Below are 12622 nucleotides of genomic sequence, written 5' to 3' on the forward strand. Positions count from 1 at the left end.
CTTTCCTGAACTTTGTTAAGGTGTCAACCGTGGCAAAGGGCATCACCCGGGAACGGATCGTGGCGGCGGCACTCGAACTGCTCGACGAGAAGGGCATGGATGCGCTCACCGTCCGCGCGCTCGCTTCCCGGCTCCAGGTGAAGGCCCCAGCGCTGTACTGGCACGTCCGCGACAAGCAGGAACTGCTCGACGAGATGAGCACGTTCGTGATGCGCCGCGTCACCGACGCCCTCTCGGCGATCGCTTCCGGCGCCGACTGGCGCGACGACGTCGCCGCCTACGCCCGCGTCTTGCGCGCGGAATACCTGCGCCACCGGGACGGCGCGCGCATCTTCAGCGGCACGCGCTTCTCCGACCCCGAAGTGGTGCGGGCGAAGGAATCCTGGCTCGCGCGCTTGACAGCGGCTGGGTTCGCACTGGCGGAGGCGGACGATGCCCTCGACCTGGTCACCGCGTACGTCGTCGGCTTCGTTATCGAGGAACAGGAGCGCAGCCAGTCGGCCGACGTCGACCCGGCGCGGTACTCGCTCGCCGAACGCGATGAGTGGCTGGGTGAAGGCGCCGAACTGGTCAAGGCCGCCGGGCACCTCCGCGACGACGGTGACAGCAGGTTCGAACGGCAACTCGGCGTCGTCCTCGACGGGCTCGCGGCCCGACTGCGCTGACTGCCCCGGCCGGATCGCCACGCCGTGGCGGTAGGCGTGGACGCTGTCGCCCGACGCCGATTCGTGCTATCGAGAATCCATGACGCCGACGCGCTCTTCCTACGATGTCGTGATCGTCGGTGGCGGCCACAACGCGTTGGTGGCCGCCGCGTATCTGGCTCGGGCCGGGCGGTCGGTGCTGGTGCTCGAACGGCAGCCGCATACCGGCGGGGCGGCGGTATCGGAGCGGGTGTTCGCGGGCGTCGACGCGCGGTTGTCGCGGTACTCGTATTTGGTGAGCCTGTTGCCGTGGTCGATCGTGACGGACTTGGGCTTGCGGTTCGAGACGCGGCGGCGGGAGGTCTCGTCCTACACGCCGGTACGGGAGGGCGGTCTGCTGGTCTCGTCGGCGCAGGCCAGGACGGAGGCGAGTTTCACGCGGCTGACCGGCTCGGATACGGAATTCCGCGCATGGCAGCGGTTCTACGCGAATATGGGGGAGTTGGCCCGGCGGGTCTTTCCGACGCTGACCATGCCACTGGTGTCGAAGGAGGCGTTACGGCACATCGTGGACGACGCGGCCACCTGGGAAGCACTGTTCGAGCGGCCGCTCGGTGAGACGATCGAGTCGACCTTCGCCGACGACACGGTGCGCGGCGTGGTGCTCACCGATGCGCTGATCGGCACGTTCACCCATGCGCACGATCCGTCGCTGCGGCAGAATCGCTGCTTCCTGTACCACGTGATCGGCGGCGGCACCGGCGACTGGGACGTGCCGATCGGCGGCATGGGCGCGCTCACCGACGCACTGGCCACGGCCGCGCGGGAAGCGGGCGCGGAGATCGTCACCGACTGCACGGTGACGAGCATCGAAACCGACGGCGACACAGCGGAAGTTGGATACGAAGAAGGAAAGATCGGAGCGCGCCACGTCCTGGCGAACGTCGCGCCGTATACGCTCGCCGGGCTGCTCGGCGAGCCGCTGCCACCGAAGCCCGAGGGTGCGCAGTTGAAGATCAATATGCTGCTGCGCCGCCTCCCGCGATTGCGCGACGCCGAAGTCGAGCCACGGGAAGCATTCGCCGGTACTTTCCACATCGGCGAGTCGTACGCCCAACTCGACCGCGCCTACGGCGAGGCCGCGATCGGCCGCATTCCGTCCGCGCCGCCCGCCGAAATCTATTGCCACACATTGACCGATCCGACGATCCTGGCACCGGACCTGGCTGAGCAGGGTGCGCATACGCTCACCCTGTTCGGACTGCACGCTCGCGCGAGACTCTTCGCCGCCGACCACGGGTCGGCGAAAGAAGAGTTCGTGAAAGCGACCTTGGCGCAACTCGATTCGGTGCTCGCCGAACCGATCGCGGACTGCTTGGCGAGAGACGAGAACGGCGCGCCCTGCCTGGAGGCGAAGACGCCGATCGAACTCGAGGGTGAGGTCGGCCTGCCCGGTGGCCACATCTTCCACCGGGACCTGGCCTTCCCCTACCTCCCCGAGGACGCCGACCCGGCCGACCCCGGCGCCCGGTGGGGCGTGGCGACCGGCCACCGCAACGTGTTCCTGTGCGGTGCGGGCGCCATCCGGGGCGGCGGCGTCAGCGGCATTCCCGGGCACAATGCCGCGATGGCCGTGCTGAACGCCGGTCAGGCGGGCTGACCCCGCAGCGCGATCTTGGCGGCGCGGCCCGGCGTCTCGGTGGCGACGGCGGCGTCCGCCGCGGCCTCGAGCGGGTAGGCGGCTTCGATGTCCAGCCGCAGCTCACCGCGAGCGGCGAGATCGATCAGTTCGCTGATCAGCCGTCCGCGCTGGTCCGCGCCGATCTCCTCGATCCGCTTGGAGCCCCAGAAGCCCTTGACCACGGCCTGGCCGAAGATGAGACTGCCCGGATCGAGCGTCAGCGGCTTGCCCGAGAGCGCGCCGAAGGAGATCAGCTGACCGCCGGGCGCGAGCAATGCCAGTTCGTCGGCCGCGGCGCGACCGCCCACTTGATCGACGGCCCGGACGATCGGCGCACCGGAGGTGGCGGCGTCCACCTGGTCACGCCAGCCCGCGCTCTCGGTGTCGAGCACCGGCTCGTAGCCGAGTTCCCGCAGCGCCGCGACGGAGCCTGGGCCGCGAACGAGATTCAGCACGCGCAGACCGCGCTGCCGGGCGAAGACGTTGACGAGCCTGCCGACCGCGCCGTTGGCGGCGTTGATCGCCAGCCACTCGCCGGACCGCAGCCCGAGGTCCTCGATGAGCATCAGCGCGCTCAACGGCATGGCCAGCAGTTGGGCCGCGGTCTCGTCGGAGACCGTGTCGGGCAACGGGATGACCTGGCGGGCCGGGACCACGAAGTAGTCGGCCCACACATTGATCGCACCGGATACCGTCACGCGCCGTCCGACCGACATGTCGGTGACGCCGGGACCCACCGCGTCTACCCGCGCGACCGCCTCGCTGCCCGGGATGGCGGGCAACTCGGGCCGGTAGCCGTACACGCCACGCACGATGGCCAGATCGTGATTGTGGATCGGTGACAGGATCAGCGCGAGTCGCACCTCGCCCGGGCCGGGCTCGGGGACCGGGCGTTCGGCGGTGGTCAGTACATCCTTCGGTTCACCGAACCGTTCGATGACTACGGCACGCATATCCGCTCCTTCTCGATCAGTCCTCGGCTACGAGGACCTGGACGTCGATGTTGCCGCGGGTCGCGTTGGAATACGGGCAGACCTGGTGTGCTTTGTCAGCGAGCGCTTGCGCGTCCTCCCTGGACAGATGGGGGAGCGATACCTCCAGGGTAACCGCAAGGCCGAAGCCGCCCGCGTCGTTCGGCCCGATCCCGACCTTGGCGCCGACCGCGGAGTCGTCGATGTTCGCCTTCACCTGCTTGCCGACCAGGCGCAGCGCCGAATGGAAGCAGGCCGCGTACCCGGCCGCGAACAGCTGCTCGGGATTGGTGCCCTCGCCGTCGCCGCCCAGTTCCTTGGGAGCCGACAGATTCAGGTCGAGCTTGCCGTCGGTGGTGCGTGCGCGGCCGTTGCGTCCGTCGCCGCTGGCCAGGGCCTCGGCGGTGTAGAGGATCGGCATGTCTATTCTCCTTCGTTCAGCTGAGATTTCAGCGAATCGGTCAGTCGGCGCAGGATGTCGCGCAATGCGGCGATGTCGTCCATGGACAAGCCGCTGGCCTCGCCCATCTGGGCCGGGATGTCGCCCGCCTCGGCGCGCAGGGCGCGTCCTCGGTCGGTGAGCCGGATGTCGACGCGGCGTTCGTCGGACGCCGACCGCCGCCGCTCCACGAGGCCCCCGGCCTCCAGCCGCTTGAGCAGCGGGGAAAGCGTGCCGGAATCCAGGTCGAGCGCATGGCAGACGTCGCCGACGCTGCGTTCGTCGCGCTCCCACAGCGCGAGCATCACCAGGTACTGCGGGTAGGTGAGCCCGAGCCGTTCCAGCTTCGGGCGGTAGACCGCGGTCATCGCCCGGGACGCCGCGTAGAGCGGGAAGCAGAGCTGCTCGTCGAGGGTGAGGTGATCGGTCATGAGCAATAATGTAGTGAGCAATTCGGTTGTGCACAACATAAGTGTCCGTGGTGCTCGTCACACCGCGACCGTCGGCGAGGCTCAGCGGGCCGGGAAGCGAAGGGCGCGGTCGTCACCGCTGACCGGTTCGCCCCGACCGTCGGTGTTGGAGGTGGTGAGCCACAACGCTCCGTCCGGCGCGACCGCCACCGTGCGCAACCGGCCGTACCGGTCGCGCAATTCGGCACGGGGTGCACCGGTGCGGCCGTCCGCGAGCGGCACGGTCCACAGCCGACGGCCGCGCAGCGCGGCGACGTACAGGGTGTCCCCGGCGATGGCGATCCCCGACGGTGAGGCTTCCGCGGTGGTCCAGGTCAGCAGCGGATCGGTGAAGCCGCGGTCGGCGCCACCCGACCCCTCGACCTCGGGCCAGCCGTAGTTGTGGCCGGGCTCGATCAGATTGATCTCGTCGAACCGGTCTTGCCCGAATTCCGCCGCGAACAATCGCCCGTCGCGGTCCCATGCCAGACCCTGCACGTTGCGGTGGCCGAGACTGTAGACCGGCGAGCCCGGATACGGATTGCCCGGAGCCGGGCGGCCTTCGGGCGTCACACGGAGGATCTTCCCGTTGAGATTCGCCGGATCCTGCGATCGTCCGGATTGCCCGGCGTCGCCGGTCCCGGCGTAGAGCATGCCGTCCGGCCCGAACGCGATTCGCCCGCCGTTGTGATTCCCGGCCTTCGCGATCCCGGCCACCAGCACCTCCGGTGGGCCGTCGAGCCGGAACCGGACGATCCGGTTGTCCGTATCGGCGGTGAAATAGGCATAGACATAATGACTTTCGGCGTAGTCCGGCGCGACGGCGAGCCCCAGCAGTCCGCCTTCGCCCCGGGCGGTCACGCCGGGCACCTGATACACCTGTTGCGGCGCACTGCCGGTACCGATACGCAGGATCCGTCCGGAGTCCCGCTCGGCGACCAGCGCCGCGCCGTCGGGCAGGAAGGCCAGCCCCCACGGCACGTCGAGGTTACCGGCGATTTCCTCGGCGGCGTCGAGGTCGGGTCGTCCGGCGGGATTGCTCGGCGCGGCGGTGCGCGTCGCCGGAGGCGTGCTCCTCGGTGCGGTCGAGCTGTCGTTTCCGCAGGCAGTCAGCGCCGCGCCGAGCAGGAGTGCGGCGATGGTCGTGCGGGTATGGCACCGTCTCGGTGCCACAAGCCTCCTGTCGCAAGCGTGCGCGTGCCGGGCTGACCAGCGGAACCGCCGGTCGGAATCCGGGCCTGTGAAGAGGCTCCGGACGCCGAGAGAACGGCCCGATCCGGTTCGCATCAGCCGAGATACGTTCCGTACCAGTCCAACACGCGCCGCCAAGCCTCGGTGGCGGCCGTCGCGTTGTACCGCTGACCGGTGTCGTTGAAGAAGGCGTGGTCGGCATCGGGGGCGGTGAAGATCTGATGCGGGTTGCCCGAACGGGCCAGTGCCGCTTCCGCGGCGGCCCGGGAGGCGTTCACGCGGGCGTCGGCCGCCGCGTAGATGCCGAGCACCGCGGCTTTCGACGCGGTCAGATCGCCGTTGTCCGGGAACGGCCCGTAGAACGGTGTCGCCGCGGCCAACTGAGACGGGCCCGAGGCCAGCAGCAACCAGGTCAGGCCGCCGCCGAAGCAGAAACCGGTGGCGCCGAGCTTCTTTTCCTCGACCCGCCGCTGCAGTTCGTCCAGTCCGGCGCGCAAGTCGGCGACGAGCTGGTCCTGCGGGATCCGGCTCAGCTCGGCGGTCGCCTCGGCGGGATCGGCGAACGTCGCGGTTCCGCCTCGTGCGGACAGCAGGTCGACCGCGAGCGCGGAATATCCGGCCCCCGCGAAACGCCCTGTCACCGAACGGATGTGGTCGGTGAGACCTTTGTTCTCGTGGACCACCAGCACACCGCCCCGTGGTTGCGGCGCCGCCGCCCACGCGGCTTGCAGCGTCCCGCGGGGACCGGCGAAGGTGACGGCGCTCGTCGGAAGCGCGGTGGCGGATCCCGGTGGCGTCGGGGGCGACGTGGGCGAGGGCGAGTAATCGGTGATACCGGTGTCGGAGTTCGCGCAGGCGGCCAGCAGGGTGGCGGCGGCCGTGGCGCCGAGCCCGAGCAGCCCCAGCCTGCGCACCGCCTCTCGCCGGGTGAGCAGCCCGTCGGCGTGATCGGCCGCGATCTCCTCCGCGATGTAGCGCTGCAGCGGCGTCATGTGTCCCACCCTAAGCCGCATCGTCGGTGGCGACGCGGCATTCACCGTCTGTTCGCTCGCGACAAACCGGCCCGACCGCACCTCCCGCGTTATTCGCCGGAAGATTGCTACGTTGTCGCCCAATCGGGCGATCGATAGTCGGTCCGCACACCGGTCGAGGGAGCGAGATGGCAGCGGGGCGTGGCGTGAGACGAACGACGATCAGGGCGATCCGGACGATGGCCATGGTCGCGGTAACGGCGACCGCGGGATTCGTGTCGGTGCCCGCGGCCGCGGAGCCGTCGGTCGATGCCCACAGTGTGCGGTGGACGGCGTTGCACGACGGTCCCCAACCGTATGCCGACGTGCACATCGACTGGGATGTGCCGATCCGGATGAGCGACGGTGTCGTGTTGAAGGCCAACGTCTACCGGCCGGTGAAGGAGGGCGGCGAGGTAGAGCGGCAGCCGCTGCCGACCATCGTCAATCTCACGCCGTACACCAAGCTCATGACCAACCTGATCGACACGGCGCTCGCGGTGCCCGGGTTGCAGCCGTTGACCGTGCGGCTGGTCAATCGCGTGAATCTGTCACGCACGCCGGTCAGTGGTTTCGGCGATCTGCTGCACGCGGTCGACGGCGGCACCGTGCAGACGGTGCTCGGTCTGGATCGCGATCTGATCCGCGCCGGATACACGCAGGTCGTCGCCGACGTGCGAGGTACCGGTTTCTCCCAGGGAGCATGGGACACCCTCGGCGAGCGGGAACAGCTCGACACCCGCGAGGTGATCGAGTGGGCGGCGGCCCAGCCTTGGTCGAACGGCCGGGTCGGGATGAGCGGCGGCTCCTATTCGGGAATCAACCAGCTGCGCGCCGCCGAGAACGCCCCCGCGCCGTTGCGGGCGATCTTCCCGGTGGAGCCGGGCAGCGACCTCATGCGCGACGTCGTCGCGCCGGGCGGCGGCGTGGGGACGACGTTCCTTCCGATGTGGCTCAGCACGGTCAACCAGCTGAAGCTGATTCCCGACGTGCAGTCGATGTTGAAGGGCACCTTCGACTGGGGGTGGCTGCAGGAACGGATGTCCGATCCGGCCAGCAACGTGGACCTGCTGGCCCAGGCGCTGCTAACACCGTCGCTCGATCACGTGCCGCCCGCGCTGGCCGACGCGCTGGACGAGAACAGTTATTTCCGGCGCGGCATCGAGGGTCATCCCGAGCGCATCACGGTGCCCACCTTCGTCTACGGCGGCTGGCACGACATCTTCGCCAACAGCGCGACGAAGCTGTACAACGCGATTCCGCTGCCCGCGGGACAGAAACAATTGGTCGTCGGCGACACCTATCACGCGAATCCCGGTGCGGGAACCGGTATTCCGGGGGCGCCGCCGCGGCTGGACGTGTTGCAGCGCATCTGGTTCGACAAGTGGTTGAAGGACACCGACCACGGCTTGGGCGATTTCGGGCCGATCACCGTGTGGGAACAAGGCGGCGGCTGGATCTCCCTCGGCCAGTTCCCGCAGAAAGATCTGAACCACCGCCGCGTGTATCTGTCGGCCGAGCCGAGCGGCACCGCCGGAAAGGCCGTGTACGACGGATCGTTGACGATGACCGCTCCCGGCGAACGGCAGACGCTGACGGTGGCGCCGGGCGTCGCCTCGGCGTGTTCCCGCGATACCGCGCAGGGCTCGGCCGGGATGGCGGCGGTGCTGGACGTGTGCGCGAAGGACTCACGCATCGCCGAGCGCAACGCGCTGACCTTCACCAGCGCGCCGACGACCGAGCCCACCGTCATCTCGGGGCCGGTGAACGTGCATCTGAACGCGGTGCACGACGCCACCGACGGCTACTGGAGCGTCACCATGAACGACGTCGCGCCCGACGGGAGCTCGAAGGTGCTGTCCACCGGGCAGCTGACCGCATCGCTGCGCGCCGTCGACGAGCAGAAGAGCAGCCGCACACCGACCGGCGACCTGACCGAACCGTTCAATCCGATCACCTTGGACAGCGTGCGGCCGGTCGTGCCCGGTGAGCCGGTGGCGCTGGACATCGCGGTGATTCCCACCCAAGCGGTGCTGCAACCCGGCCACCGGCTGCGGATCGACGTCTTCGCGGGTAACTCGCCGAAGGCGCTGGCCTTCCGGCCGATGCTCAACAACACCGAGCTGAAGCCGCAACACCTGAAGCTCGACCCGTCGGCGCCGAGCTTCGTCGTGGTGCCGACCAACCGTCCGCTGGACTGAGCGCTACGACAACTGCGACTGCACCTGCGCGGAGATCAGCTCGAGGTGCTCGAGATCGCTCAGGTCCAGTACCTGCAAGTAGATGCGGCTGGTGCCGATCTCGGCGTACCGGCCGATTTTGTCCACCACCTCGGCGGGTGAGCCGGCCAAGCCGTTGGTCTTCAGCTCGTCCACCTCGCGGCCGATCGCCTCGGCCCGGCGCGCCACGTCGGCGTCGTTCGCGCCCACGCAGGCCACCAGCGCGTTGGAGTAGACCAGGTCGTCGGCGGCGCGGCCGTATGCCTCGGCGGCGGCGCGCACCCGGTCGAACTGCCGCGTGCTGTCCTCGATGGAGGAGAACGGCATGTTGAACTCGGAGGCGTATTGCGCGGCCAGCCGCGGGGTGCGGGTGGCGCCTTGCCCGCCGATCACCACCGGGATCGGGTCCTGCACCGGCTTGGGCAGGGCGGGGGAGTCGGTGAGCTGGAAGTGCTTTCCGTCATAGCTGAAGGTGTCGCCGGGTTTGGTCGCCCAGAGCCCGGTGATGATGGCCAGCTGTTCTTCCAGCCGGGCGAACTTGTCGGCGGGGAACGGGATGCCGTACGCGGCGTGCTCCTCGGCGAACCAGCCGCTGCCCAAACCGAATTCGACTCGGCCGCCGGACATTTGGTCCACCTGCGCCACTTGGATCGCCAGCGGGCCAGGCAGCCGGAAGGTGGCGGCGGTGACCAGTGTGCCCAGCCGGATCCGCTTGGTCTCCCTGGCCAGACCGGCAAGCGTGATCCAGGCGTCGGTGGGGCCGGGCAGCCCGTCGGCGCCGCCCATGCTCAGGTAGTGGTCGGAGCGGAAGAACGCGTCGAAGCCCAGGTCCTCGGTGGCCTTGGCGACGGTGAGCAAGGTGTCGTAGCTCGCACCCTGCTGCGGCTCGGTGAAGATGCGTAGTTCCATGTCGATGACCCTAGTCGGTCGGCCGGAATCCGAATCGGGGCGTTCGCGGCGCGGTCGGCCCGGTGATGCGGTCGCTGAGAGATCATCGCGCGGACCGTTCGGGCCCCGGCGGTTGCGTGTAGGTCCGTGCGATGAGCGCGGCGCGCAATCGGTAGAGCGCGTGCGGAACGGCGGTGTCCAAGCCGGTGAGGCGGCCGATGCGCTTGAGCCGATGGTCGACGGTATTCGGGTGCAGATACATCGTCCGGGAGGTGCGCCTGCGGTTGAAGTCGTTGCGGATGTGTTCGCGCAGGGTTTCGACCAACTCCGGATGCCCCTCCAGCGGATCGAGCAGGGCGGCCAGCCGGTCGCGTCCCGGGCCCGGCCGGGTGAGTTGGTATTCGAGGGCCAGATCCTCGAAGCGGTACAGGCCGGGTGGGCTCTGCAGGCGACGAACCATGTCGAGCAGTTCGTGCGCCTGGTCGGCGGCGCCGGGAATCTGCTCGGCCTCGGCGGCGATGGCGGCGGCGGTGAGCGGCGCGGGCACCACCGCGGCCAGCGCGGCGACCAAGTCGGTGAGGCGGTCCGCGGCGACCGGCGCCGCCGGTACCAGGATCGTTCCGCCGATCGCGCTGAGCAGGCTGGGCACGTGCCTGCCGCAGTGCACCGCGAGGCAGAGTTGCATGCGTTGCCGGATGCTGTGCCCTTCCGCGGGGCGGCCCGGATTCTCCTCGGTGGGCCGGTCGACCGCCACGGCGAGCACGGTGTAGCGGTCGGCGACCGGAATGCCGTACTCCCGGTAGACCTTCGCAGGGTGGTGCCCGCGCAGCAGTGCGGCGGCGACGGCGTGCGGAGCGGTCTGCTCGTCGGCGGGGGCGACGGACAGGTAGGCGAGCGAGACGGTCGTGGTGACCGCGTGGAGGGCGTCGAAGAGCCTGCGTATGTCGTTGTGCCGCGGCGTGTTCGAATCACGCAGGTACTCGTCGAGATACAGGCGGAAACCTTCGTGGACCAGATGCTGGACGGTGTCCATGCGCACCCCGACGCCCGCCCACCGGGTGGCGGCCGCGAAGATGCCGACCGTGCGGGCCGGTTGTGCGGGGGCGAGGGAAGTGGCCAGGTCGAGGCAGTGGGCGACGGTGGCGCGGATCTCCTCCCGCAGCAGATTCCCCTGTTCGACGTGCCGGCGGGGAATGATGCCGAGCAGGTGTCGCACGATGTGTTCGGTGGCCGGGACGGGCTCGGCGGTGCCGCGTGTGGGTGGCATGCCGGTCCCTCAGCGACCGCCTCCGCCGCCGACCATGTGTGGGTCGAGCGCGCGGTCGCGGTTCGGATGTCGGACCAGGCCGGTGCCTTGCGTCGTCGCAAACATTCGGTACTTCCCATCCAGTCGTCCGCGCGTTTCACGAAATAGCGTGATACGAAGTCGAATTCGAATTCACAGAAGGTCGTGACATCGCACAGTCTCGGTCCTTGAAATGTATCGGCGGCGGCGCGAATCGTCACTGCACGGGCCGACGAAGCAATCAGCCGCTACGTTGTTGCGGATGACAATGCCGCACGAAGATCCGTCACCATCAGGGAAGAAGGTTCGAGTGCGCGATGTGCCGATGATTGTCGTGATGGGGGTGTCGGGTTCGGGAAAGACAACGGTCGGTACCCGCTTGGCCGACGTATTGGGGGTCGAGTACGCCGACGGCGACGACTTCCACCCGCTCGCGAACGTCGCGAAAATGGCGGCGGGGACGCCGCTGGACGATGCCGACCGCGCACCCTGGCTCGATGCCTTGGCCGCCTGGATGGCCGGGCGATCAGGGAAGGGAGCAGTCGTCACGTGTTCCGCGCTGAAACGGATCTATCGCGACCGGCTTCGCGTCTCGGCCCCCCACGCGTTCTTCCTGCATCTGGACGTGCCACGGCAGGAACTCGAGCGCCGTATGGCGGGCCGCGGTGGGCACTTCATGCCACCGAGCCTGCTGGATTCCCAGCTGGCCACGCTGGAGCGGCTCGCGGCCGACGAACGCGGCGACACCCTCGACGCGACACGACCGCCCGAGGACGTGATCCGGGACGCCGTGGCGGCGCTGAAGAGGTAGTCAGAGGCCGCCGAGGCCGGACAGGAGATCGAAACCGAGATCGAGCCCGCGCCACAAAGCGTCGATCTCGGCGGTGACGGCGGGTGCCGCCGCCGGGTCCTGCAAGGCGATCCCGTTCGCGAAGATGACGACGTTGGCGCCCGCGTCGGCCAGCCGGAGCAACGGACCGGTCGCCACGCCTCGGCCGAGCACCGCGTCCAAGCCCTCCCCGACGAAGTAGAAGCGCCACAGCGGTCCCAGGTCACCGCCGTAGAACGCCTTGGTCTCGTCGACGATCAGCGCGCCCTGCTGGGCGATCGAGTCGACGATGCGGAAATAGTCGCGCGCGTTGGCGGCGGTGCCGCCGACCGCCGCGACGGAATAGGACAGGTCGACGGTCAGATGCGCGTCGTAACCGGCCATCGCCACTCGGGCCGGGGGCAACTCGCAGCGACGGGTCAACTCGAAGTAGTGCGCCCAGTGCGGTTCGGCGGGTGCGCCGGTGAATTCCGCGTGCAACGCGCGCAGGAAACGCGACAGCAGCTCGAGACTGATCCGGTGCGCCCATTCGGGGTCGTCGAACGACGCGGGATCGCGCTGGAGCGGCAGGACGGCGGCCTGCTCGACCGCGTCGAGCCCCAAGGCGAACACACCGCGCAGGTCGCGGTGGCGGACCAGGATTTCGGTGATCTGCCGGTGGCGGTCGATGGCCTGCTCCAGCTGCCACAACGAGGAACCAGCCGGTGCCTCGGTATCGGACAGCCGCGCGATCGCGGCTGTCTCCTCTGGTGTCAACGGTGTGCCGCAGGCGGTGTCGGCCGTCGCGGCGAGGCCTGTGGCCGGATGGAACGCAATCGTGGCGAGCAGCGCGGTGACGGCCATGGCCAGTATCGGAAATCGTTGTCGCGCAGTGCTGATCGGTGTGCGCGCGAGGAGGCTCGCCATGCTGGCTCCGGAGGTCGTGAATCGCGAACTTGCGTCGGACGGCCGAAGCGGGTGCGCATCGGCGATGCGCCATCGCCGTAGGTAAGGCGTTGGCACAGGGCGAGTTCGAA

General features: G+C 69.0%; 12 protein-coding genes. 4 read left to right on the forward strand and 8 right to left on the reverse strand.

Annotation, left to right across the window (positions count from 1 at the left end; genetic code table 11):
* Positions 1–29: 29 nt before the first annotated feature.
* Together ACL03I_RS16290 and ACL03I_RS16295 are read left to right on the forward strand one after the other, a co-directional pair.
* On the forward strand, positions 30–665 hold the full coding sequence (locus ACL03I_RS16290) for a TetR/AcrR family transcriptional regulator C-terminal domain-containing protein (RefSeq protein ID WP_355076399.1): 636 nt from the start codon (positions 30–32) through the stop codon (positions 663–665).
* A 79-nt stretch (positions 666–744) separates the two neighbouring features.
* Positions 745–2304 (forward strand): phytoene desaturase family protein, encoded by a 1560-nt coding sequence (locus ACL03I_RS16295; protein ID WP_412806354.1) that lies wholly within the window; start codon positions 745–747, stop codon positions 2302–2304.
* Here the strand turns inward: ACL03I_RS16295 and ACL03I_RS16300 are convergent.
* The 5 genes from ACL03I_RS16300 to ACL03I_RS16320 all read right to left on the reverse strand — a co-directional run bounded on the left by ACL03I_RS16300 (position 2292) and on the right by ACL03I_RS16320 (position 6367).
* Positions 2292–3278, reverse strand: a complete 987-nt coding sequence (locus tag ACL03I_RS16300; protein ID WP_355076395.1) for a zinc-binding dehydrogenase — start codon at positions 3276–3278, stop codon at positions 2292–2294. The genes ACL03I_RS16295 and ACL03I_RS16300 overlap by 13 nt on opposite strands.
* 16 nt (positions 3279–3294) lie before the next feature.
* Entirely contained in the window at positions 3295–3717 is a 423-nt protein-coding gene (locus tag ACL03I_RS16305) for an organic hydroperoxide resistance protein (protein WP_355076393.1), read from the reverse strand.
* Positions 3718–3719: 2 nt separating this feature from the next.
* Positions 3720–4166 (reverse strand): MarR family winged helix-turn-helix transcriptional regulator, encoded by a 447-nt coding sequence (locus ACL03I_RS16310; RefSeq protein ID WP_355076391.1) that lies wholly within the window; start codon positions 4164–4166, stop codon positions 3720–3722.
* A gap of 81 nt (positions 4167–4247) precedes the next feature.
* The gene (locus tag ACL03I_RS16315; RefSeq protein ID WP_412806355.1) at positions 4248–5357 is read right to left on the reverse strand and encodes a PQQ-dependent sugar dehydrogenase; all 1110 of its coding nucleotides are present in this window, start codon (positions 5355–5357) and stop codon (positions 4248–4250) included.
* A 113-nt stretch (positions 5358–5470) separates the two neighbouring features.
* Positions 5471–6367, reverse strand: coding sequence for a dienelactone hydrolase family protein (locus tag ACL03I_RS16320; RefSeq protein ID WP_355076388.1), 897 nt, complete (start codon positions 6365–6367; stop codon positions 5471–5473).
* Positions 6368–6585: 218 nt separating this feature from the next.
* On the opposite strand from ACL03I_RS16320, the gene ACL03I_RS16325 reads away from it, so the two are divergent.
* Positions 6586–8586: a CocE/NonD family hydrolase gene (locus ACL03I_RS16325; protein ID WP_412806431.1), complete on the forward strand. Its 2001-nt coding sequence runs from the start codon at positions 6586–6588 to the stop codon at positions 8584–8586.
* A 3-nt stretch (positions 8587–8589) separates the two neighbouring features.
* Here the strand turns inward: ACL03I_RS16325 and ACL03I_RS16330 are convergent, their stop codons facing one another.
* A complete protein-coding gene (locus tag ACL03I_RS16330) occupies positions 8590–9513 on the reverse strand; it encodes an LLM class F420-dependent oxidoreductase (RefSeq protein WP_355076384.1) in 924 nt (307 codons plus the stop codon).
* A gap of 82 nt (positions 9514–9595) precedes the next feature.
* Entirely contained in the window at positions 9596–10759 is a 1164-nt protein-coding gene (locus ACL03I_RS16335) for a PucR family transcriptional regulator (RefSeq protein ID WP_355076383.1), read from the reverse strand.
* Positions 10760–11102: 343 nt separating this feature from the next.
* Here ACL03I_RS16335 and ACL03I_RS16340 point away from each other — a divergent pair, with 343 nt between their 5' ends.
* Positions 11103–11588, forward strand: coding sequence for a gluconokinase (locus tag ACL03I_RS16340; RefSeq protein ID WP_412806356.1), 486 nt, complete (start codon positions 11103–11105; stop codon positions 11586–11588).
* Here ACL03I_RS16340 and ACL03I_RS16345 read toward each other — a convergent pair whose 3' ends face one another.
* Positions 11589–12512, reverse strand: a complete 924-nt coding sequence (locus tag ACL03I_RS16345; protein WP_412806357.1) for a DUF5995 family protein — start codon at positions 12510–12512, stop codon at positions 11589–11591. It abuts the gene before it with no gap.
* Between the last annotated feature and the right edge of the window lie 110 nt (positions 12513–12622).

Origin of the sequence: Nocardia sichangensis (assembly GCF_047200615.1) — a bacterium.
Lineage (GTDB): Bacteria > Actinomycetota > Actinomycetes > Mycobacteriales > Mycobacteriaceae > Nocardia > Nocardia sichangensis.

Bases quoted from the DNA above. Each gene is read 5' to 3' on its own strand.
- ACL03I_RS16335 (WP_355076383.1), bottom strand. From the start codon at position 10,759: ATGCCACCCACACGCGGCACCGCCGAGCCCGTCCCGGCCACCGAACAC.
- ACL03I_RS16295 (WP_412806354.1), top strand. From the start codon at position 745: ATGACGCCGACGCGCTCTTCCTACGATGTCGTGATCGTCGGTGGCGGC.
- ACL03I_RS16345 (WP_412806357.1), bottom strand. From the start codon at position 12,512: ATGGCGAGCCTCCTCGCGCGCACACCGATCAGCACTGCGCGACAACGA.
- ACL03I_RS16320 (WP_355076388.1), bottom strand. From the start codon at position 6,367: ATGACGCCGCTGCAGCGCTACATCGCGGAGGAGATCGCGGCCGATCAC.
- ACL03I_RS16300 (WP_355076395.1), bottom strand. From the start codon at position 3,278: ATGCGTGCCGTAGTCATCGAACGGTTCGGTGAACCGAAGGATGTACTG.
- ACL03I_RS16330 (WP_355076384.1), bottom strand. From the start codon at position 9,513: ATGGAACTACGCATCTTCACCGAGCCGCAGCAGGGTGCGAGCTACGAC.
- ACL03I_RS16325 (WP_412806431.1), top strand. From the start codon at position 6,586: ATGGCCATGGTCGCGGTAACGGCGACCGCGGGATTCGTGTCGGTGCCC.
- ACL03I_RS16340 (WP_412806356.1), top strand. From the start codon at position 11,103: ATGATTGTCGTGATGGGGGTGTCGGGTTCGGGAAAGACAACGGTCGGT.
- ACL03I_RS16310 (WP_355076391.1), bottom strand. From the start codon at position 4,166: ATGACCGATCACCTCACCCTCGACGAGCAGCTCTGCTTCCCGCTCTAC.
- ACL03I_RS16305 (WP_355076393.1), bottom strand. From the start codon at position 3,717: ATGCCGATCCTCTACACCGCCGAGGCCCTGGCCAGCGGCGACGGACGC.